Annotated in this window: 21 protein-coding genes; 18 read left to right on the top strand and 3 right to left on the bottom strand. The window is 69.5% G+C overall.

The genetic code is table 11. The features are described 5' to 3' along the window. Window positions 1-873 (top strand): response regulator (locus VED21_RS34420; RefSeq protein WP_324890433.1); only part of this gene is annotated, 873 nt, incomplete at its 5' end. A gap of 14 nt (window positions 874-887) precedes the next feature. On the opposite strand, the gene VED21_RS34415 is transcribed toward VED21_RS34420, so the two are convergent. Beyond that, complete coding sequence (locus tag VED21_RS34415; protein WP_324890432.1) at window positions 888-1,490, bottom strand: nitrogen fixation protein NifQ; 603 nt, start codon at window positions 1,488-1,490, stop codon at window positions 888-890. A 148-nt stretch (window positions 1,491-1,638) separates the two neighbouring features. Between VED21_RS34415 and VED21_RS34410 the strand changes: the two genes are divergently transcribed. The 7 genes from VED21_RS34410 (at window position 1,639) to VED21_RS34380 (ending at window position 9,058) form a co-directional block, all read left to right on the top strand. Then, a complete protein-coding gene (locus VED21_RS34410; protein WP_324890431.1) occupies window positions 1,639-2,922 on the top strand; it encodes a hypothetical protein in 1,284 nt (427 codons plus the stop codon). A 12-nt stretch (window positions 2,923-2,934) separates the two neighbouring features. Next, window positions 2,935-3,732 carry a motility protein A gene (locus VED21_RS34405; protein ID WP_324890430.1) on the top strand — a complete coding sequence of 266 codons (798 nt, stop codon included), beginning with the start codon at window positions 2,935-2,937 and terminating at the stop codon, window positions 3,730-3,732. Beyond that, window positions 3,719-4,522 carry an OmpA/MotB family protein gene (locus VED21_RS34400; RefSeq protein ID WP_324890429.1) on the top strand — a complete coding sequence of 268 codons (804 nt, stop codon included), beginning with the start codon at window positions 3,719-3,721 and terminating at the stop codon, window positions 4,520-4,522. The genes VED21_RS34405 and VED21_RS34400 overlap by 14 nt, the downstream gene beginning before the upstream one ends. A 135-nt stretch (window positions 4,523-4,657) precedes the next feature. Then, window positions 4,658-5,422: an ABC transporter ATP-binding protein gene (locus VED21_RS34395; protein WP_324890428.1), complete on the top strand. Its 765-nt coding sequence runs from the start codon at window positions 4,658-4,660 to the stop codon at window positions 5,420-5,422. Continuing rightward, entirely contained in the window at window positions 5,422-6,156 is a 735-nt protein-coding gene (locus VED21_RS34390) for an ABC transporter permease subunit (protein ID WP_324890427.1), read from the top strand. The genes VED21_RS34395 and VED21_RS34390 overlap by 1 nt, the downstream gene beginning before the upstream one ends. 17 nt (window positions 6,157-6,173) lie before the next feature. Continuing rightward, window positions 6,174-8,048 (top strand): GldG family protein, encoded by a 1,875-nt coding sequence (locus VED21_RS34385; protein ID WP_324890426.1) that lies wholly within the window; start codon window positions 6,174-6,176, stop codon window positions 8,046-8,048. 17 nt (window positions 8,049-8,065) lie between these two features. Then, window positions 8,066-9,058, top strand: a complete 993-nt coding sequence (locus tag VED21_RS34380) for a DUF4340 domain-containing protein (protein ID WP_324890425.1) — start codon at window positions 8,066-8,068, stop codon at window positions 9,056-9,058. Between the two features lie 61 nt (window positions 9,059-9,119). On the opposite strand, the gene VED21_RS34375 is transcribed toward VED21_RS34380, so the two are convergent. Continuing rightward, window positions 9,120-10,052, bottom strand: a complete 933-nt coding sequence (locus VED21_RS34375; RefSeq protein ID WP_324890424.1) for a hypothetical protein — start codon at window positions 10,050-10,052, stop codon at window positions 9,120-9,122. A gap of 284 nt (window positions 10,053-10,336) precedes the next feature. On the opposite strand from VED21_RS34375, the gene VED21_RS34370 reads away from it, so the two are divergent. Both VED21_RS34370 and VED21_RS34365 read left to right on the top strand, forming a co-directional pair. Next, complete coding sequence (locus VED21_RS34370) at window positions 10,337-10,756, top strand: secondary thiamine-phosphate synthase enzyme YjbQ (protein WP_324890423.1); 420 nt, start codon at window positions 10,337-10,339, stop codon at window positions 10,754-10,756. A gap of 381 nt (window positions 10,757-11,137) precedes the next feature. After that, window positions 11,138-12,202, top strand: coding sequence for a hypothetical protein (locus tag VED21_RS34365; RefSeq protein WP_324890422.1), 1,065 nt, complete (start codon window positions 11,138-11,140; stop codon window positions 12,200-12,202). 66 nt (window positions 12,203-12,268) lie between these two features. On the opposite strand, the gene VED21_RS34360 is transcribed toward VED21_RS34365, so the two are convergent. After that, the gene (locus tag VED21_RS34360; protein ID WP_324890421.1) at window positions 12,269-13,561 is read right to left on the bottom strand and encodes a lytic murein transglycosylase; all 1,293 of its coding nucleotides are present in this window, start codon (window positions 13,559-13,561) and stop codon (window positions 12,269-12,271) included. A 210-nt stretch (window positions 13,562-13,771) separates the two neighbouring features. On the opposite strand from VED21_RS34360, the gene VED21_RS34355 reads away from it, so the two are divergent. The 8 genes from VED21_RS34355 to VED21_RS34320 form a co-directional block, all read left to right on the top strand. Then, window positions 13,772-14,104 (top strand): hypothetical protein, encoded by a 333-nt coding sequence (locus VED21_RS34355; protein WP_324890420.1) that lies wholly within the window; start codon window positions 13,772-13,774, stop codon window positions 14,102-14,104. A gap of 69 nt (window positions 14,105-14,173) precedes the next feature. After that, window positions 14,174-15,145 carry a cation diffusion facilitator family transporter gene (locus VED21_RS34350; protein WP_324890419.1) on the top strand — a complete coding sequence of 324 codons (972 nt, stop codon included), beginning with the start codon at window positions 14,174-14,176 and terminating at the stop codon, window positions 15,143-15,145. Window positions 15,146-15,325: 180 nt separating this feature from the next. Beyond that, window positions 15,326-16,057 (top strand): DUF72 domain-containing protein, encoded by a 732-nt coding sequence (locus VED21_RS34345; protein WP_324890418.1) that lies wholly within the window; start codon window positions 15,326-15,328, stop codon window positions 16,055-16,057. 66 nt (window positions 16,058-16,123) lie between these two features. Next, window positions 16,124-17,431 carry a hydroxyacid-oxoacid transhydrogenase gene (locus tag VED21_RS34340; RefSeq protein ID WP_324890417.1) on the top strand — a complete coding sequence of 436 codons (1,308 nt, stop codon included), beginning with the start codon at window positions 16,124-16,126 and terminating at the stop codon, window positions 17,429-17,431. A gap of 58 nt (window positions 17,432-17,489) precedes the next feature. Continuing rightward, window positions 17,490-17,741 (top strand): type II toxin-antitoxin system CcdA family antitoxin, encoded by a 252-nt coding sequence (locus VED21_RS34335; protein ID WP_324890416.1) that lies wholly within the window; start codon window positions 17,490-17,492, stop codon window positions 17,739-17,741. Continuing rightward, a complete protein-coding gene (locus VED21_RS34330) occupies window positions 17,741-18,040 on the top strand; it encodes a CcdB family protein (RefSeq protein WP_324890415.1) in 300 nt (99 codons plus the stop codon). The genes VED21_RS34335 and VED21_RS34330 overlap by 1 nt, the downstream gene beginning before the upstream one ends. Before the next feature lie 152 nt (window positions 18,041-18,192). Beyond that, window positions 18,193-19,290, top strand: a complete 1,098-nt coding sequence (locus VED21_RS34325; protein WP_324890414.1) for an inositol-3-phosphate synthase — start codon at window positions 18,193-18,195, stop codon at window positions 19,288-19,290. A 14-nt stretch (window positions 19,291-19,304) separates the two neighbouring features. Then, a partial coding sequence (locus tag VED21_RS34320; RefSeq protein WP_324890413.1) for a histidine phosphatase family protein occupies window positions 19,305-19,888 on the top strand: 584 nt, incomplete at its 3' end.

The following is a 19,888-nucleotide window of genomic DNA, read 5'->3' as shown; positions in this document are numbered from 1 at the left end:
CTGCACGTGTGCCGGCGCATCGTCGGGCTGATGGGCGGCGAGATGGGCGTGGACTGCGACGCCGAGGGCTGCCACGGCGTGTGGTTCACCGCCGCCGTGGACCTGGGCGACGGCAACGCCGGCCGCGCGGCGCCGGAGGGGCCGGCGCTGGACATCCTGGTGGTCGAGGACAACCCGGTGAACCAGCGCGTCAACGCCTGGCTGCTGGAGAAGGACGGGCACCGGGTGACGGTGGTCAGCGACGGCCGGCAGGCGGTGCGCCTCGCCGCCACGGGCACCTACGACGCGGTGCTGATGGACCTGGACGTGCCGGGGCTGGACGGCATCGCCGCCACGCGCGCCATCCGCCTGCTGGACGGCCCGGCGGCGCGCATTCCCATCGTCGCCATCACCGTCTCCGCGCGGGCGGAGGACATCGAGCGCTGCCGCGCGGCGGGGATGAACGACCATCTGCCCAAGCCGGTCAACCCGGCGGCGCTGAGCCGCATCCTGAAGCGTCTGGTGACGTCCGGCCGCGGCGATGCGGCACCGGGCGAGGACGGCATGGACGCCGGCGTGCTGCTGGCGCTGGAGGGCGTCATCGGCCGCGACAAGGTGCGCGAGCTGGTGGAGGATTTCATGGTGCGCGGCGCCGGCCTGGACACGCGGCTGGCGGTGGCGCACGGCACCTTCGACCTGCCGGCGCTGGGCGCGGCGGCGGCGGAGCTGAAGACCATGGCGGGCAGCGTCGGCCTGACGGGCGTCTACGACGGTGCGGTCGAGCTGGAGCGCCTGTGCGCCGCCGAGGACGGCGTGGCCGCGGTGGAGCGGTCGGTGGCGCTGCGCCAGCAGCTCGCCCGCAGCCTGGACAGGCTGCGCGAGATCGGGGCGTAGGGAACGGCGGGCACCTACCGCCGCAACGCCTCGCCCGGTTCGCCGTCGAAGCAGGCGGCGTAGTCGTCGCAGGATTCGCAGTTGGGCGACTTGCACAGCAGGAAGCCTTCGCGCGAGCAGAGCTGGCGGTAGAAGAACTTCTTCCACTTCATGTCGCCGCCGTTGAGCGCCACCAGCGCCGGGAAGTGGCGGCGGAACATGGCGTTCAGCTCAAGGCGGTTGGCGAAGCCCATGTCCTGCCACAGGTGGTTGGTGCCCAGGCTGCGCCGGGCGACGATGGCGGCCAGCCATTCCGGCTCCTCGGCGTGGCCGGCGCGGTGCTCCAGCAGCAGGGCGCGCAGGTCGGCTTCCTCGATGGCGTCCTCGTCCGGCTCGGAGTCGGGTGGCAGCGTGCGCAGCAGTGCCCGCATCTCGGGCAGGTGGCGTGAAAGCAAGCATTCCAGCGCGGCGCGGTTCAGGCCCAGCGCGGCGGTGAGGGGGCGGTCCGTCTCCCCGGCGGCGAAGGTCACGATGCGGCGGAAAAGGTGGGCGTCCAGCGCCGGGCCGGGCATCACGTCCAGCGGCGCGGCGGACGCCGGGGGCGCGTCGGGCGTGGGGGTGGGGCTGTACGAACCCATGGCTGAACGCGCCTCCGTGCGATGGTGCCGGGACGTCCTGCGAAAATCATGCCGGGCGCGCGGATTCGCGCATTGCCCCCGGACGGGGCTTGTTCCAAAATTACTGAGCATTTGAAGCGGTCGGCGCACAGGCGCAGGCGGGTGTCCGATGACTGAAGCCTCCCTGACTGGCGTTTTTCCAACCGGAGTGTCCCTGGGGCATACCCTCCTCGACCGGCTGGCCGCGTTGCGCGACACGCCAGAGCCGGCGGCGGCCCTGCTCGTCGACTTCCGCGGGATCGAGCACGGCGACGACCCGCGCTTCGCCCTCACCCTCGACCATTACCTGGAAAGCTGGCTGGGCGCGTCGCAGCACGAGGTGCACCGGCTGCCGGGGCCGCGCCTGCTGATCCTCGCCGGGCCGCAGGACGCGGCACTGCTGGAGGGGGGTGCCCACGCGCTGGCCGGCGTGCTGCGCAGCCACGGCTTCGGCACCATGCGCTTCACCGTCTACGACGTGGCGACGCAGGCCGGGAAACTGGTGGCCGACGTCGTGCCGCCCGCCGTGCTGGACCGGCTGCGCATCGCCGCGGCGGCGCAGCGCGTGCCCACCGCGGCGCTGGCCCAGGTGCTGGAGGTGGAGCGGGTGCTGCACGGCGCCGACGTGGAAAGCCTGCTGCGCGAACAGGCGCTGTGGTCCTTCGCCGATCCCGAGGAGCCCAGGCGCGTGCTCACCGAACTGGTGGTGGCGCTGGACGAGCTGGAGGGGCGGTTCGACCTGCCGTTGCGCCGCGACGACTGGCTGCGGCACGAGGTGGCGGCGCGGCTCGACCGCGGGCTGCTGCGCCATGTCGCGCGCGACCGCTGGCGGGCACCGCAGCCCTACAGCTTCGACCTGCACACCGCCACCGTGCTGGACGCCACCTTCGCCGACCTCGCGCACGCCATCCCGGCCGGGTTCCGCCGGCAGCTGACGGCCGAGTTGGCCTGCTGGGAGGTCGGCCTGTCGCCGCCGCGCTTCGCCGCCGCCGCGCAACGGCTGGGCGATTTGGGCTTCGCGGTCGCCGTCGACCACGTGCCGCTGGCGGCCCTGCCGGCGCTCGACCTCGGCGGGGCGCAGGTGGCGTACGTCAAGGCGCTGTGGACGCCGGGGGCGGAGGCGGCGGGCTTGCTCGCCGCCGGGCTGGAGCGCTTCAGCCCGGAGCGGCTGGCGCTGTGGCGTTGCGACGACGCGGCGGCGCTGGAGGCGGCGCGCGCCGCCGGGGTGGCGCTGGTGCAGGGCCGGGCGGCCGACGCCGCCGTCCGCGCGCCGGCCCTGCCGTCGGAAGCCGCGCCGGCCGCGCCTGCCCGTTCGCGCGCGGAGGAGGGCGGCGAGGCCGCCGCGCCGGCCGGGGACGAGGCCGCGGCGCCCAGGCCCGGCCTGATCGCCCGCCTGTTCGGGCGCGGCGCGTAACGGAGGCGGGCCATGGCCAAAGCGGCGGCAAAGCCTTCCGGCATGATGGTCTCGACGGTGCTGGGCATCGCCGGTTCGATCGCGCTGTTCGTCTACATCGCGCTGGGGCACGGGGCGCAGGCGCTGTGGAACCCGGAAGGGGCGGTGATCGTCGGCGGCGGCATCACGGTCGCCGCCATGCTGGCCTTCCGCACATCGGAGCTGATCGGCGCGCTGACCGCCTTCTTCAACATCTTCCGCGAAGAGAACGACATCAAGCCGGACATCGCCAACCTGGTCGAGTTCGCCCGCCTCTACCAGCGCAGCCAGGTGCACGAGGCGGAGGCCTGCGTGGCCCGCGCGCGCAGCCCGTTCCTGCGGCTGGGATTGCAGCTCATCGTCGACGGCACGCCGGTCAACGACATCCTGCACGTCATGAACTGGCGCATCCAGAAGATGATCGAGCAGGAAACGGTGGAGGCCCGGCTGTTCCGCACGCTGGCCGGGCTGGCGCCGGCCTTCGGGCTGTTGGCGACGCTGATCGGCCTGATCGGCATGATGGCGGCGCTGGGATCCGCCACCGTGGCGGAGGTGGGGCAGCACATGTCCATCGCGCTGGTGGCGACGCTGTACGGCGTGGTGCTGGCCAACGTCGTCTTCAAGCCGATCGCCATCAAGCTGGAGCAGCGCACGGCCAAGCGCGTGGCAGCGCTCAACGTGCTGCTGGAAGGCATCCTTCTCGTGCGGCTCGGCCGCTCGCCGACGGTGGTCGCCGACGCGCTGGCCGAGTACGTGCGCGAGCACCGGGACGAGCTGCATGGCACCCCGTGACCGCGACCTGCCGGAACTGCCGGCCGACCTCTCGGCCCCGCCGTGGGCGGCGGGCGGCGGGCGCGTGCGCCTGCCGGCGGCCGGCGGGGCGGAGGAGGACCAGGAGATCTGGCTGCTCAGCTATTCGGACCTGGTGACGCTGCTGTTCGCGGTGTTCGTCATGCTGCTGGCCATCACCACGCTGAAGGACCAGTTGCCGACCACGCCGCTGCCCACCGACACCCCCGCCGTCACCGTGCCCGCCACGGCGCAGGCCGCGGAACTCGAACGCCCGCCGCCCGTCCTCGATGCCTCGAAACCGGACGACCGCCCGCGCCTCAACACGGACGAGGTGGCGGTGGAGGCGCCGGAGCCGCTGCTGGAGCGCTGGCGCGACCGGCTGGCCGAGCTGGGCATGCCCAAGGGGGTGGCGGTGAACGTGCGGCAGAACCGCGTGGGCATCGTGCTGGGCGACGCCATCCTGTTCGCCGCGGGTCAGGCCGAGCTGTCGCGGGATGGGCGCGCCGTGCTCGCCCGCCTCGTGCCCGTGCTGGCCGCCGCGCCGGGCGACATCGTGGTGGAGGGGCACACGGATTCCACACCCATCGCCAGCGGCCGTTTCCCCTCCAACTGGGAGCTGTCGGCGGCGCGCGCCGCGGCGGTGGTGCGGGCGCTGAGCGAACTGGGCCTGCCGCCGGCCCGCCTGTCCGCCGCCGGCTACGCCGACACCCGCCCCCTGACGCCGGAGCGCGACAGCGCTGCCCGGGCAAGGAACCGGCGGGTGGCGATCACCATCCAGGCGGAGGGTTGATAAGGGTTTTCAATCACCCCTGGAAATCCGCTCGTGATCATCCGAAATAGTGCGCGCCCCGCGCCGACGGCAGTGGGCGGGTGCCATCGGATAACGAGACGAAGGCGGCTAACGAGACGAAGGGGTGAACCTCGCATGGCGATGATCGCGATCGAGAACCTGGTCAAGCGCTTCGGCGCCTTCACCGCGGTGGACGGCGTCGGCTTCTCGGTGGAGCGCGGGACGGTTCTGGGCTTCCTCGGGCCCAACGGGGCGGGGAAGTCCACCACCATGAAGATGATCACCGGCTTCCTGCCGCCCACCGCCGGCCGCATCCACGTCTGCGGCCACGACGCGGTGGCGGAACCGCTGGAGGCCAAGCGCCGCATCGGCTACCTGCCGGAGGGCGCCCCCACCTATCCGGACATGACGCCGCTGGGCTTCCTGGAGTTCATCGCCGGCGTGCGCGGCCTGAAAGGCGCGCGGGCGCGCGATGCCATCGAACGCGCGGTGGCGCAGGTGGACCTGGGCCCGGTGCTGCACCAGCCCATCGACACGCTGTCCAAGGGCTACAAGCGCCGCGTCGGGCTGGCGCAGGCCATCCTGCACGACCCCGAGGTGCTGATCCTGGACGAACCGACCGACGGCCTGGACCCCAACCAGAAGCATCAGGTGCGCACGCTGATCCGGTCCATGGCCGCCAACAAGGCCATCGTCATCTCCACCCACATCCTGGAGGAGGTGGAGGCCGTGTGCACCCGCGCCCTCATCATCGGCAAGGGCCGCGTGCTGGCGGAGGGCGTCCCGGCGGATGCGGGCTGGCGCTTCGGCGAGCTGGAGGCCGGCCCCGGCAAGCTGGACGCCCTGTTCCGCCGGATCACCACCGGCCAAAGCACCACCGGTGAGCGGGAGGCGGCGTGATGACCGGCACCATCGCGATCTTCCGCCGCGAGCTGGCGGGCTACTTCGCCACCCCCGTGGCTTATGTCTTCATCGTCGGCTTCCTGCTGCTGGCCGGCATCTTCACCTTCTACGTCGGCGGCCTGTTCGAGCGCGGGCAGGCGGACCTGAAGCCCTTCTTCATGTTCCACCCCTGGCTCTACGTCGTGCTGATGCCGGCCGTGGCCATGCGGCTGTGGGCGGAGGAGCGGCGGTCGGGCACCATCGAGCTGCTGCTGACCCTGCCGGTGGGCCTGGGCGGCGTGGTGCTGGGCAAGTTCCTGGCCGCCTGGGCCTTCACCGCCGTGGCGCTGGCGCTGACCTTCCCGGCGTGGATCACCGTCAACCTGCTGGGCGACCCGGACAACGGCGTCATCCTGGCCGGCTATGTCGGCAGCCTGTTCATGGCCGGCGGCTATCTCGCCATCTCCGCCTGCCTGTCGGCGCTGACGCGCAACCAGGTGGTGGCCTTCGTGGTGGGCGTGGTGGTCTGCCTGTTGTTCACCGTGGCGGGCAGCCCGATGGTGCTGGACGCCGTCACCGGCTGGGCGCCGCGCGTCCTGGTGGATGCGCTGGCGAGCTTCAGCTTCCTCACCCGCTTCTCCGCCATCATGGAAGGCGTGATCGACCTGCGCGACGTCGTCTATTTCGCGTCGCTGATCGCCGTGTGGCTGTTCGCCAACACGGTCGCCGTCGACCTGCGCAAGGCCGGTTGAGGAGGGAGGGAAGCACCATGACCCGCAAGTCGCTGTCGCTGGCGGCGCTGGCCCTTGCCGCCGTCCTGTTCGTCGCCGTCAACGTGCTGTCGCAGGCCACGCTGCGCAACGCGCGCCTGGATCTGACGGCCGACCGGCTCTACACCCTGTCGCCGGGCACGAAGAACGTGATCGCCGGGGTGAAGGAGCCGGTCACGCTGAAGCTGTTCTTCTCGGAAAAGCTGGCCGGCGAGGTGCCGGTGCTGCGCACCTACGGCCAGCGCGTGCGCGAACTGCTGGAGGAGTATGCCGGCCGGTCCGACGGCCGCATCCGCCTCCAGGTCATCGATCCCGAGCCGTTTTCGGACGCCGAGGACATGGCGGTGGAGGCCGGCGTGAAGCCGGTGCCGCTGGACCGCGCGTCGGGCCGGCAGATCTACTTCGGCCTCGTCGGCACCAACACCACCGACAAACAGGAGGTCATCCCCTTCTTCCAGCAGGAGCGGGAGACGTTCCTGGAGTACGACCTGACGCGGCTGGTCTACAACCTGTCCGACCCGAAGAAGCCGGTGGTCGCCATCCTGACCGGGATGGAGCTGGAATACGGCCCCGGCGGCATCATGGCGGCGATGCGCGGCGGCGGGCAGCCCTACGCCGTCTATTCGCAGCTGAAGGCGCTGTTCGACGTGCGCCTTCTGAAGGGCGACGTGACGGCCATCGACGAGGACGTGAACGTCCTGGTGGTGGCGCGGCCCAAGGCGCTGTCCGACCAGACGCTGTACGCCGTCGACCAGTACGTCCTGAAGGGCGGGCACGCCGTGCTGTTCGTCGACCCCTGGGCGGAGAGCGACGCGGAGCCCGGCCCGAACGGCATGCCCGACCCCATGGCCGCCAAGACGGCCGCCCTGCCCAAGCTGTTCGACGCCTGGGGCCTGACGATGGACGCCGGCCGCTTCGTCGCCGACCCGCGGCTGGCGGTGAACGTCAGCGTCGGCCGGCGCGCCGTGCCCTACGCCGCGTGGCTGTCGCTCGACGACGCGCACCGCGACCGCAAGGACGTGGTCACGGCCGACCTCGGCACCGTCAACCTCGCCACGGCGGGCAGCCTGAAGGTGAAGGAGGGGGCGTCGCTGACCGTCTCGCCGCTGCTCACCTCCTCCGCGTCGGGCCAGATGGTGGACGTGGCGCTGGTGATGGGCCGGCCGGAGCCGGAGAAGCTGATGGCGTCCCTGAAGGCGCAGGGGCAGGCGGAGGTGCTGGCCGCCCGCGTGTCCGGCACGCTGAAGTCCGCCTTCGCCGCCCCGCCCAAGGAGGGGACGGGCAAGCCGCACCTCAATGAGAGCGCCAAGCCCGCCAACCTGATCGTCGTGGCCGACAGCGACCTGCTGGAGGACCGCTTCTGGGTGGAGACGCAGCCGGCGCTGGGCCAGCGGCTGGCGGTGCCGTTCGCCGGCAACGGCGACTTCGTCGTCAACGCGGTGGAGAATCTGGCCGGCAGCGCCGACCTGATCTCCTTGCGCGGGCGTGCCGGTTCGGTCCGGCCGTTCGTGCTGGTGGACGACCTGCGCCGCGCCGCCGGCCAGCAGATGCTGGGCCACGAGCAGGAACTGCGCCAGCGCCTGGAGGACACCGAACGCCGCATCGCCGAGCTGCAGGGCAAGGCCAAGGGCGGCGCCGGCGCGCTGCTGTCGGCCGAGGAGCAGCAGGCCATCGACGGCTTCCGCGGCGAGGTGCTGCGCATCCGCAAGGAGCTGCGCGACGTGCAGCACACGCTGAACCGGGACATCGAGCGGCTGGCGGCCACCGTGAAGGCGGTCAACATCGTCGCCGTGCCGCTGGTGGTGGCGGTGGCCGCGGTCGGCGTGGCGGGCCTGCGCGCCCGCCGCCGCCGCGCGCTACAGGTGCGGGACTGAGCGGGGAGGACGGAAGCATGCGAACCAAACCCTTCGTGGCGCTCGCCGCCGTCACCCTGGTCGTGGTGGTCGCCGCGGCGGTCGCCGTGATCGGCCGCCGGACGGCGGAGGCACCGCCGCAGGCCGGCGGCCCGCTGGCGCCCGGCTTGGCGGAGCGCATCAACGCGGTGACGCGGGTGGACGTCACCTCGGCCGACGGCACGGTCACCGTGACGCGCGGCGACCAGGGCTGGACCGTGCAGCAGAAGGACGGCTACCGCGCCGACGCCGACGCGGTGAAGAGCCTCGTCGTCGGGCTGGCCGAGGCGCGCGTCGTGGAGGCGCGCACGGCGCAGCCCGACCTGTACGACCGGCTGGGCGTCGGCGATCCGGGGCCGGGGAAAGAGTCCGAGCTGGTGACCGTTCGGGCCGGCGACGCGGTGCTGGCCTCCGTCATCCTGGGCAAGACGGCGTCGGGCAATGCGGCAGGGAACACGTCGATGCTCTACGCCCGCCGCGCCGGGGAGGCACAGTCGTGGATGGTGCGGGGGCCGCTGGCGCCGGTGCAGGCGGAGCCGCTGCGCTGGCTGGACCGCGCCCTGCCGCGCCTGCCACGCGACCGCGTGCAGGCGGTGGAGGTGCGCCAGCCGGACGGCGCCGCCGTGACCCTGCGGCGCGACGCGCCGTCGGACAAGGAGTTCGCCGTGTCCGGCATGGAGAAGCCGAGCCCCTCGGCCATCGAGCAGACTGCCGGCGCGCTGGCCGCGCTGACCTTCGAGGACGTGGCGAAGGCCGACCCGGCCCGGTTCAAGGACGCCGTGGTGACCACCTACCGCGGCTTCGACGGGCTGACGGTCACCGTGCGCACCGTGCGGCGCGACGATCAGGCGTGGCTGACGCTCACGGCAGAGGGCGACGCGCCGGAGGCGACGGAGTGGCAGGCGAAGACCGCCGGCTGGGCCTTCCGCGTCTACGACGCGCTGGCCGACGACCTCACCCGCAAGGGCGAGGGCTTCGCGGCGAAGGAGTAGGGCGGCAGCGGCCCACGGCCCCGTCATGGACGAGCCGTGGGCCGCACCAGTTCGGGACGCCTTAACGCGCCACTGGGGCGATCACGACGGCCGGGCTCCCCCACAGTTCCACGCAGGGGACCGTCTGGGCGGTCGACCACCCGCGGGTGTCGTTGGTGACGTAGCCCATGCCGACGCTGCCGGACTTCTTGTAGAAGACCATCAGCATGCCGGGGTACAGGACCGGGGCGGGGCTGTCGGACATGCTGACGCCGGCAATCTGCTCGTCGGCGCTCCAATTGGTGCCGTCGAAGGTGGAGACGCGGAGCTGGCCGCTGGTGCTTCCCGCGCCGTTGTGGAAGACGTACAGCTTGCCGTTGAGAGACGCCGCACCCGGCGAGCCGCCAATGACGACGTCCTTCAGCTGCTTGTCCGTCGCCCAGGTCACGCCGTCGGTCGTGCTGGTGTACCAGAGCTGCTGGTTGTCCTTGTCGCCCTGGTGGAAGACGTACAGCGTATCGCCGTAGACGACGGGGCACGGGCTGTCGGAAATGCCGACGTTCGGGATGTGCACGTCGGCACTCCAGGTCGCACCGTCGGTGGTGCTGGTGTACCACAGCTCGTGGCAGTTGTTGCCGCCCTGGTGAAAGCAGTACAGCTTGTTTTGGAAGACGACGAGGCCGGGGCTGTACGACATGCCGACGTTCTTGATGTGGTTGTCGGCCAGCCACTTGGAACCGTCGAAGGTGCAGTACCAGAGTTCGCCGTTGTTGCTGCCGCCCTGGTGGGCGCAGTAGGTCAGCCCGTTGAAGAACGCCACCGACGGCGACGCCGACATGCCGACGTTGGGCACCTGAGTGTCGGGCCGGTTCACCGGCCGGGTCAGGGCCTTGGCCCAGAGCCTGCCGTCGTTGTTCCCGCCCTGGTGCATGATCAGGAGTGTGGGGGTGCCGGAGTTGACCGTCTCCGTCGTCGCCTCGGTCGTCGTGGCTTCGCTGGTCGCCGTGTCGCTCATGGTGCGCTTCCTTGTTGTTTTCGGAGTGACGGGGAGCCGCGACGGTGGAAAATCATATGCATAAAAATGAAATCGGCGGCGGATCCGCTGTTTTTCATTTCCATGGTCGAGGCGCATGCATTCCCATGTCGCGGCTGCATGCATTTGTACAAAAGACATATGAAATTATGTGAAGTCAAGGCAGGGTTGCGGCGGGTGGACGCTCCGCACACCGTCCGGTTGGCACAAACCGGCGGGATGCGCTAAACGGTCGCAGCGGAACGCCATCGCCAGGAGAGGCCGCCATGAAGCAGTCCATCACCACGCTGGACGTCCAGACGCACGGGCAGGGCCTTGTCGAGATCACGCAGCCGGTGGCGCGCTGGCTGGCCGGGCAGGGGGTGGCGACCGGGCTGCTGACGGTGTTCTGCCGGCACACCTCGGCGTCGCTTACCATCCAGGAGAACGCCGATCCGGACGTGCGCACCGACCTCGCGCGCTTCTTCAAGCGCCTCGTGCCGGAGGATCCGGCGCTCTACGAGCACACGATGGAAGGGCCGGACGACATGCCGGCGCACATCCGTTCGGCCCTCACCGACGTGCAGCTTTCCATTCCCGTGGACGGCGGGCGCATGGTGCTGGGCACGTGGCAGGGACTCTACCTGTTCGAACACCGCAGCCGCCCGCACGCCCGGCAGGTGGTGCTGCACGTGATCGGGGAGTAGGTCGTCCAGTGATTATGGTCTTGGACGTCGCTGTTCCACCATAATTTTTTCGATATGCGTCACACAATGTCGCGGGAAATAATTTTTCTGACCTTGAGAAGGGAAGCCTCTTAAAACTATTAGTTTTAAATGGCTAGTGCATAGTAATCTCATGTTGAGTATAATTTGCATATTTATATCACATTGCGTAGGTATATTCCTATAGTTTTGTAGATAACTAGCATCTCGGGCGGTACGTTGAAAGCCTGTGCGGGCTGAGGCTTTTCGTGTTGCATTCACATGCGTGCGGGATCGTTCTTGGCTGCATGGTGCGCGATGCCGGCGGCGTTTCGGCGTCTTGTAGGTTGCCTGCGCATAAAATATTTCTGATGGAGGATGGAGATGAGCTTGCGAAACTTGCTGATTTCGCTCTCCCTTAGCTCTTTGTGTCTGGCTGAGCCAGCGCTTAGTCAGGAAATCGAGCACTATATACTCGAAGCATATCCAGAGGCTATTCAGGCGCGCTTTGAACAGCAGGCGCGGGAGCTGCTGGCTTTGCCACGCGACGTCGTCACCGTCCGCCCAGAGATGGTGATGGATGCGTTGAGAAAATGGGGTCTAGGAAATACTATTACGTTTGCCTTTAAGGGAGGAGATGCGGATCTGCACAAGAAGATAGCTGCTGTTTCTATGGAATGGACAAAATATGCCAATCTGAAATTCGATTTTGGGTACGATGCAAACACGGGGGAGTATAGAAAATGGTCGACATCGGACACGTCATACAAGGCTGACGTGCGGATTTCTTTTGATCAGGTTGGCTATTGGTCAATCGTCGGAAAAGATAGCGTTGTCTACAATATCTCCCCGCCCGGTGAAGCGTCCCTCAATCTCGAAGGATTTGATCGGGGGCTCCCGAGCGATTGGGAGGGAACGGTGCTGCACGAAATTGGGCATGCCATCGGCGCCCACCACGAGCATCAGCATCCGACGCTTGGATGCGATGCGGAATGGCGATGGGACGATGATCCAGGGTACGTGCCAACGCGCGATCAATTTGGACGATTCAAAGCGGATGGTGCAGGTCGTAGGCCTGGAATTTACACCGTTCTTGGAGGGCCGCCCAATAAATGGTCGAGATCAAAGGTTGACCACAATCTGCGCCAACTCACCAATTCATCTGCGTATGACGTGGGTGAATTCGATGTGAAATCTATTATGAAGTATTATTTTGCGGCGTGGATGTTCCGGCAGGGTGAGAAGAGTCAGTGCTACAATGGCGTTGAGAACACTGTCCTTTCGGATGAGGACAAGAAGCGCATTGCCCAAATATACCCTGCGCAACCGGCAGCCGCCATGGCAAGCGAGAAATCTGCCAGTGACCCGAATGTCTCCAAGCTCATCGACGCAGCCAGGAACTTGCCGAGTCTCCGCCACCGGCTTGAGACATACCTCCAGAAGCCCTGACAATGCCGGCACCGCCTGGGTGGGACCCGAGCGGTGCCGCCGAACCACGGCCGCGTCGTACCGTATTTACCCCGCCGCCGGCCCGCCGGTGGACGCCTGCCGCAGCCGTTCCAGCAGCGCCTTGGTGGCGAAGCCGTCGGGCACGGCGCCGATGGACTTCTGGAAACGGCGCACGGCGTTGCGGGTGTTGGCGCCGACGATGCCGTCGGGGTTGCCCGGCTCGAACCCCATGGATGCCAGACGCTGCTGTAGCTCCAGCCGTTCGTCCTTGCTCAGCGCCGGTTCGTGGCGCGGCCACGCGCCCTGCACGCCGGGACGGCCGGTCATGCGGTCGGCCAGCAGCGCCACGGCCAGCGCGTAGCTGGTGGAGGGGTTGTACTTCATGATGGCGCGGAAGTTCTCGCGCACCAGGAAGACCGGCCCGCCGGCCCCGGCCAGCAGCAGGACGGCGGCGTTGTCCTCGCCCGCCAACTCGCCGCCGCCCAGAGGGCGCACGCCCAGCCGGCGCCATTCCGACACCGGCTTGGTGATGGTCAGCTCGGCCTGATCCCAGGGGAAGTCCCGCGGCAGCGCCACCTCCTCGCCCCAGCGCTCGCCGGTGCGCCAGCCGTTGGCCAGCACGAACTTGGCGGTGGAGCCGAAGACGTCCGGCAGGCTGCCCCAGATGTCGCGCTTGCCGTCGCCGTCCTCGTCGATGGCGTGCTTCAGGAAGATGGTCGGCATGAACTGCGTCATGCCCATGGCCCCGGCCCAGGAGCCGGCCATGCGCTCCGGCGCGATGTCGCCGCTGTCGAGGATCTTCAGCGCCGCCAGCAGCTCGCCCCGGAAATAGCCGGCGCGGCGGCCCTGGTAGGCCAGCGTGGTCAGCGCGTCGATCACGGAGAAGCCGCCGGTTTCCCGCCCGTAGTCGGTTTCGATGCCCCAGAAGGCCACCAGGATCTCCGCCGGCACGCCGGAACGCTGGGACACGCGGCCGAGCAGGCCGGCGTTCTGCTGCAGCCGCTCGCGGCCCTGGCGCACGCGCACGTCGTTGACGGCGCTGTCCAGGTATTGCCAGGGCTGGCGGGCGAACTCGGGCTGCGAGGAATCCAGCTCGATCACCCGGTCCTTCAGGCGCACGTTGGCGAAGGCGCGGTCGAAGGTGGCCGGGCGGATGCCCTGGGCCAGCGCCTCGGCGCGCAGGGCGGACAGCCAGTCCGGGAAGCTCACCGGCGGCTGCGCGATGGGAGCGGCGATGGCGACGCCCGTGGCCTGGGCGGCGGACGCCGCGGGCAGGGGAGCCGAATTCGTGCTCTGGCAGCCAGCCAGGACGGAGGCGGCGAGCAGCAGGCGGAGCGAGGCGAGGCTGAGCGGGCGCATGAAACCAGTCACCGGTGGTGGTTGCGCGCCCGAAGGTAGGCAAGCACGGCCGAACGCTCAATTCCCTTTGTCGCGTCGGCGAAAAATTGCCCTTCCGGAGGGCCGGAAATCTTGAAGGAAGCGCTTGAAATACCTACATAAAGAGCCGTTCCGAGACAACTGACGCACAACACGAAGGCCGGCCCCAGAAGCCGGTCCGGGAGGCGTTCCATGTCCTACTTTCCGACCATCGACCTGACGCCGCAGGTGTCCCTGCTGCTGTCGCGCGGCGCTTTGCGGCTGCAGCCCGGCCAGTGGGTGCGCGGCGAGAAGGGGCGCGGCCGCTACCTGCGCACCGACCCGCGCACCGGCGTCACCTACATCAGCTGGGTGCGTCCCGGCGACGACTGGAAGACGGCGTCCGACCGCTTCCACCGCGCCTGCCGGAAGGGCTTCATCGGCAAGTACCGCCCGCTGTATGACGCCGAGAAGGCGCGCCGCGAAATGGCCCGCCAGATCGCCGCGTTCGAGCGCGCGGCAGAGCGCGAGCCGGTGGAGGTGTGAGGGGATGGGGAACCCCGTTCCCCCTCCCGTGTTGCCCTGGCGTGCAACTCACATCGGGGAGACGGCGCCTTGGCTTCCGAGAACGCCAGCACCCGCGTCGTCCTGGCGGCGCTGGCCGGCAACACGCTGATCGCGGTGACGAAGTTCGTCGCCGCCGCGTTCACCGGCTCGTCGGCCATGTTTTCGGAGGCGATCCACTCGGTGGTCGACAGCGGCAACCAGCTGCTGCTGCTCTACGGCATCCGCCGCGCCCGCCGGCCGGCGACGCCGGAGCATCCCTTCGGCTATGGGCGCGAGATCTATTTCTGGTCCTTCGTCGTCGCCATCCTGCTGTTCGGCATCGGCGCCGGCCTGTCGCTGTACGAGGGCTGGGAGTCGCTGAAGCATCCGGAGCCGGTGCTGACACCCTGGGTCAACTTCATCGTGCTGGGACTGGCCGCGCTGTTCGAAGGGGCGGCGTGGTGGGTGGCCTTCAAGGAATTCCGCCGCGGCGCCAGCGGGGAGAACCTGTTCCGCGCCGTGCGCCGGTCCAAGAACCCCTCCGTCTTCGTCGTGCTGTTCGAGGACAGCGCGGCCATGGTCGGCCTGGCGCTGGCCTTCCTTGGCATCGTGCTGGGCGAGGTGACGGGCAACCCGGTGTGGGACGGCGTCGCCTCGCTCGCCATCGGCGTGGTGCTGGCGGCGGTGGCGGCGCTTCTGGCCTATGAATCCAAGGGCCTTCTGATCGGCGAGGCGGCCGACCGCCGCGTCGTCGAGGGGATCCGCGCCACCGTCGCCGAGGAGCCGCGCGTGCGCCGCGCCATCGACGTGCTGACCATGCACATGGGCCCCGACGACGTGCTGCTGAACCTGTCCGTGGAGTTCGCCGACGAGCTGTCGGCGCCGGAGGTGGAGGACACCGTCTGCGCGCTGGAGGCGCGCATCCGCGAACGCTACCCGGCCATCCGCCGCGTGTTCGTCGAGGCGGAGTCGCTGCGCGAGCGGCGCGACCGGCCCGGCGGTTCCCCGAGGGAGGCCACGAGAAAATTCGGCCTGGCGTGAGCGCCAGGCCGGAAGTGATCGGATCGTGTGGAAAGAGCGCAGTGGGGTGCAGATACCCTACTGGCCAGCCCGGATAATGCCTTCGCGTTCCCCGTCTTGGCAATAGGCAATTAGCATCATTTGTGTGAAATCCCTTCTCGTTCTGTGGGTATGGGGCCTGTGGGTATGGGGCTTGTGGGCATGATCCGCCATCCCGTCCTGGTCGGCACCGCGGGCTGGAGTGTGCCCAAGGCGGTGGCCGACGCCTTCCCCGGCCCCGGATCGCACCTGGAGCGCTATGCCCGCGCGCTGCCGGCCGTGGAGATCAACACCTCCTTCTACCGCCCGCACAAGCCGGAGACGTACGAACGCTGGGCCGCGTCCACGCCGCCGGGGTTCCGCTTCGCGGTCAAGGTGCCGCAAGCGGTCACCCACGTCGCCCGCCTGCGCGGCGCGGGCGAGCCGCTGGCCCGCTTCCTGGGCGAGGTGGCGCACCTGGGCGGCCGGCTGGGGCCGCTGCTGGTGCAACTGCCGCCGAGCCTCGCCTTCGACGCGGCGGTGGCGGGGGCGTTTCTTACGGACCTGCGCGGGCGCTTCAGCGGCGACGTGGTGTGCGAGCCGCGCCACCGCACGTGGTTCACGGACGCGGCCGAGCGGCTGCTGGTGGAGCACCGCGTGGCCCGCGCCGCCGCCGACCCGGCCCCGGCGCCGGGAGCCGACCGGCCGGGAGGCTGGGACGGGCTGGTCTACGTGCGCCTGCACGGATCGCCGGAAATGTACCATTCGCCGTACCCGCCGGACGCGCTGGTGCGCATCGCCGGGCTGCTGGCGGCGGACGCTGAACGGTGCCCGGCGTGGTGCGTGTTCGACAACACGGCGCTGGGCCACGCCACGGCGGACGCGCTGGCAACCATGCGACTCCTCAACGATTGACATACCCCTGCCGGGCGCGCTCCCATTCCCGCAAAGCAAGCAAGACTTGAGGGAGGGGAAGCCCCCATGCCGCGTGCCGACGCCTATCCCATCGACCCGTCCGGCGAGACCGGGTTCACCATCGACGCCTCCTCCATGAAGTTCGGCCCCGGCATGCTGGCCGAACTGGGCGGCGACGCCCGCGGCCTCGGCATGCGCCGGGTGGCGCTGTTCACCGACCCGCAGGTGGCCACCATCGCGCCGTTCGGCATGGCGCTCGAGTCGCTCAAGGCCGCCGGGCTCGACGTGGTGGTGTTCGACGCCTGCCGGGTGGAGCCGACCAGCGCGTCGTTCCTGGAGGCCGCCGCCTTCGCCCGCGACGGCGCCTTCGACGGCTGCATCTCCATCGGCGGCGGGTCTGTGATCGACACCGCCAAGGCGGCCAACCTCTACGCCACCCACCCGGCCGACTTCCTTGCCTACGTCAACAAGCCGCTGGGCGAGGGGCGGCCGGTGCCCGGCCCGGTCAAGCCGCACATCGCCTGCCCGACCACCTGCGGCACGGGATCGGAGACCACGGGCGTCGCCATCTTCGACCACGTCGAGCGCAAGGTGAAGACCGGCATCTCGTCCCGCCACCTGCGCCCGAACCTGTCGGTTGTGGACCCGACGACGACCTACAGCCTGCCGCCCGGCGTGGTGGCCGCCACCGGCTTCGACGTGCTGACGCACGCCATCGAGTCGCACACCGCGCGCCCCTTCCGCACCCGCCCGCGCCCCGGCAGCCCGGCCGAGCGTCCGCCCTACCAGGGCGCCAACCCGTGGTCGGACATGGGCAGCCTGCAGGCGATCCGCCTGGGCGGCGCCAACCTCGTGCGCGCCGTCACCGATCCCGACGACCGCGACGCGCGCGACGCGCTGATGTTCGCCGCCTCCCTGGCCGGGTTGGCCTTCGGCAACGCCGGGGTGCACATCCCGCACGCCATGTCCTACTCCGTGGCCGGCATGAACCACAGCTTCGTGGCCGAAGGCTACGAGACGGCGGAGCCGATGGTGCCGCACGGCGTTTCGGTTGTGCTGAACGCCCCCGCCGCCTTCCGCTTCACCGGCCCCGCCGCCCCCCAGGCGCACCTGCGCGCCGCCGAGGCGCTGGGTGCGGACGTGCGCGGCGTCAGCCACCAGGACGCCGGTGCGGTGCTCGCCGTCCGCCTGATCGAGCTGATGCGTGCCACCGGCCTGCCCAACGGCCTGTCGGCGCTGGGCTATGGTGCCGCGGACATCCCGGATCTGGCGAAGGGCGCCCTGGCCCAGCAGCGCCTGCTCTCCATCGCCCCCCTGCCGGTCGGCGAGGACGACCTGCACGCGCTGTACAAGGACGCCATGCGGTATTGGTGAACCTTGAAGGTGCTCATGATCATGCGCATAATATTGCGCATGATCATGGAGGAGCGGCATGCCGGACACTCTGTCTTACGATGTGGAAGCGCCGAAGCGGCCGACGAACGTGTCCCTGAACAGTGACCTCCTGGAGCAGGCACGCACGCTTGGCATTAACATTTCCAAGGCTTGCGAACGCGGAATCGCGCAGCAGGTGGCGGAGGAGCGGGGGCGCCGCTGGCTCGAAGAAAATCGGGCCGCGCTCGAAAGCTCAAACGCGTACGTGGAGAAACACGGCCTTCCGTTGGCCCGTTACCGGCAGTTCTGATGGCGCGCTTCGACGTTCACCGTAATCCGCACGGTCCTGGCTATCTGCTCGACGTGCAAGCCGACCTCATGAGCCTGCTCAACACGCGGGTTGTCGTGCCTCTTCTGCCGCCGAAAGAAGCGCCGCAGCCCGCCAACCGGCTCAATCCAGTCTTTGATGTGGGTGATGAACGCGTCGTGATGGTGACGCAATTCCTGGCGGCGGTTCCGCGTTCCGAACTGGGTGCGTCGGTCACGTCCTTGACGGCTCACCACATCGCCATCGTCGGCGCCATCGACATGCTGTTGAGCGGCTACTGACCCTCCCTCCCCCGGCGGAGCCGAGGGAGGGAAATGGGTATTCCCCCTTGGGTGGTCCCATCCGCGCCGGGTGCATCGGCGGAACCGCGTCCCCATCCTCTCGTTTCCCGGACAAATGCCGGGAGATCGGCGGACCAAAGGATGGCGGGGCGATGGCTGGACAGGGCAAGGGCGGCACGGTGCGGGTGGCGGTCGTCGGGGTCGGCAACTGCGCGTCGTCGCTCGTGCAGGGCGTGCAGCACTACCGTGGCGCCCCCGACGACGCGGACGTTCCCGGCCTCATGCACGTGCGCCTCGGCGGCTATCACGTCGGCGACGTGGCCTTCTCCGCGGCCTTCGACGTGGCCGCCGGTAAGGTCGGGCGCGACCTGTCGGAAGCCATCTTCGCCGAGCCCAACAACACGCTGCGCTTCGCCGAGGTGCCGCGCCTGGGCGTGCCGGTGCACCGCGGGCCGACGCTGGATGGCTTTGGCAAGTACCTGAAGGAAAGCGTGCCGGAGGCCGACGCGCCGATCGACGACGTCACGGCCATCCTCAAGCGCACGCGCACCGACGTGCTGGTGTCCTACCTGCCGGTCGGATCGGAGGAGGCGACGCGCTGGTACGCCGAACGCGCGCTGGAGGCCGGCTGCGCCTTCGTCAACTGCATTCCCGTCTTCATCGCGTCGGACGAGGCGTGGCGCCGCCGCTTCGCCGAGAAGAATCTCCCCATCATCGGCGACGACATCAAGAGCCAGGTCGGCGCCACCATCGTGCACCGCGTGCTGGCCAACCTGTTCCGCGAGCGCGGCGTGCGGCTGGACCGCACCTACCAGCTGAACTTCGGCGGCAACACCGACTTCCTCAACATGCTGGAGCGCGAGCGGCTGGAATCCAAGAAGATCTCCAAGACCCGCGCCGTCACCAGCCAGCTCGGCCACACGCTGCCGTCCGGCGACTGCCACATCGGCCCCAGCGACCATGTGCCCTGGCTGAACGACCGCAAGTGGTGCCACATCCGCATGGAGGGCACGGCCTTCGGCGGCGCGCCGCTGACCGTGGACCTGAAGCTGGAGGTGTGGGACAGCCCCAATTCCGCCGGCGTGGTCATCGACGCGGTGCGCTGCGCCAAGCTGGCGCTGGACCGCGGCATCGGCGGCGTGCTGGAGGGGCCGTCGGCCTATTTCATGAAGTCGCCCCCCGTCCAGTTCACCGACGCCGAGGCGCGCCTGCGCACCGAGCGCTTCATCGAGAGCGGCGACCCCTGCTGAGCGCGCGGGGTGCCATGACCAAAATCTTCCTCGTCCGCCACGCCGACCACGACATGGTCGGCCAGGGGCTGGCCGGTCGCATGGCCGTGCCGCTGAACGCCGCCGGGCACGAGCAGGCGGCGCGCCTCGCCGGCTGGTTCGCGCGCCAGGCGGTGACCGCCGTGTGGTCCAGCCCGCTGCGCCGCACGCGGGAGACGGCCGATCCCATCGCGCGGGGCCTGGGCCTGCCCGTGAACACCGGCGACGCGCTGCTGGAGGTCGACTTCGGCGCGTGGGAGGGCAAGGGCTTCGCCGAACTGGACGAGGACCCGGCGTGGCGGCGCTGGAACGGCGCGCGCGCCCGCGCGCGGGCACCGGGCGGCGAGACCATCGCCGAGGTGCAGGCGCGGCTGTGCGGCTTCATCAACGAGCGCTGCGACGAGGCCCCCGACGGCAGCCTCGTGCTGGTCAGCCACGGCGACCCGATCCGGGCCGCCCTGGCGTATTACCTCGGTGTTCCCATCGATCTTTTTCTTCGGATCGAGGTCGCTCCGGCGTCGGTAAGTGTTCTAGCCATCGACGGTTGGGGCCCGCGGGTCCTCTGGCTTAATCAGACGAT

The sequence above is a fragment of the Azospirillum sp. genome, from assembly GCF_035627195.1.
Lineage (GTDB): Bacteria > Pseudomonadota > Alphaproteobacteria > Azospirillales > Azospirillaceae > Azospirillum.
Note: the sequence above shows the minus strand (reverse complement) of the source record. Positions and strands in the feature narration are given on the sequence as shown.

Excerpts from the sequence above, each read along its gene's own strand:
- VED21_RS34335 (WP_324890416.1), top strand. The coding sequence starts at position 17,490 with ATGCCGGACACTCTGTCTTACGATGTGGAAGCGCCGAAGCGGCCGACG.
- VED21_RS34415 (WP_324890432.1), bottom strand. The coding sequence starts at position 1,490 with ATGGGTTCGTACAGCCCCACCCCCACGCCCGACGCGCCCCCGGCGTCC.
- VED21_RS34390 (WP_324890427.1), top strand. The coding sequence starts at position 5,422 with ATGACCGGCACCATCGCGATCTTCCGCCGCGAGCTGGCGGGCTACTTC.
- VED21_RS34365 (WP_324890422.1), top strand. The coding sequence starts at position 11,138 with ATGAGCTTGCGAAACTTGCTGATTTCGCTCTCCCTTAGCTCTTTGTGT.
- VED21_RS34380 (WP_324890425.1), top strand. The coding sequence starts at position 8,066 with ATGCGAACCAAACCCTTCGTGGCGCTCGCCGCCGTCACCCTGGTCGTG.
- VED21_RS34325 (WP_324890414.1), top strand. The coding sequence starts at position 18,193 with ATGGCTGGACAGGGCAAGGGCGGCACGGTGCGGGTGGCGGTCGTCGGG.
- VED21_RS34360 (WP_324890421.1), bottom strand. The coding sequence starts at position 13,561 with ATGCGCCCGCTCAGCCTCGCCTCGCTCCGCCTGCTGCTCGCCGCCTCC.
- VED21_RS34385 (WP_324890426.1), top strand. The coding sequence starts at position 6,174 with ATGACCCGCAAGTCGCTGTCGCTGGCGGCGCTGGCCCTTGCCGCCGTC.
- VED21_RS34375 (WP_324890424.1), bottom strand. The coding sequence starts at position 10,052 with ATGAGCGACACGGCGACCAGCGAAGCCACGACGACCGAGGCGACGACG.
- VED21_RS34400 (WP_324890429.1), top strand. The coding sequence starts at position 3,719 with ATGGCACCCCGTGACCGCGACCTGCCGGAACTGCCGGCCGACCTCTCG.
- VED21_RS34370 (WP_324890423.1), top strand. The coding sequence starts at position 10,337 with ATGAAGCAGTCCATCACCACGCTGGACGTCCAGACGCACGGGCAGGGC.
- VED21_RS34345 (WP_324890418.1), top strand. The coding sequence starts at position 15,326 with ATGATCCGCCATCCCGTCCTGGTCGGCACCGCGGGCTGGAGTGTGCCC.
- VED21_RS34330 (WP_324890415.1), top strand. The coding sequence starts at position 17,741 with ATGGCGCGCTTCGACGTTCACCGTAATCCGCACGGTCCTGGCTATCTG.
- VED21_RS34340 (WP_324890417.1), top strand. The coding sequence starts at position 16,124 with ATGCCGCGTGCCGACGCCTATCCCATCGACCCGTCCGGCGAGACCGGG.
- VED21_RS34405 (WP_324890430.1), top strand. The coding sequence starts at position 2,935 with ATGGCCAAAGCGGCGGCAAAGCCTTCCGGCATGATGGTCTCGACGGTG.
- VED21_RS34410 (WP_324890431.1), top strand. The coding sequence starts at position 1,639 with ATGACTGAAGCCTCCCTGACTGGCGTTTTTCCAACCGGAGTGTCCCTG.
- VED21_RS34355 (WP_324890420.1), top strand. The coding sequence starts at position 13,772 with ATGTCCTACTTTCCGACCATCGACCTGACGCCGCAGGTGTCCCTGCTG.
- VED21_RS34395 (WP_324890428.1), top strand. The coding sequence starts at position 4,658 with ATGGCGATGATCGCGATCGAGAACCTGGTCAAGCGCTTCGGCGCCTTC.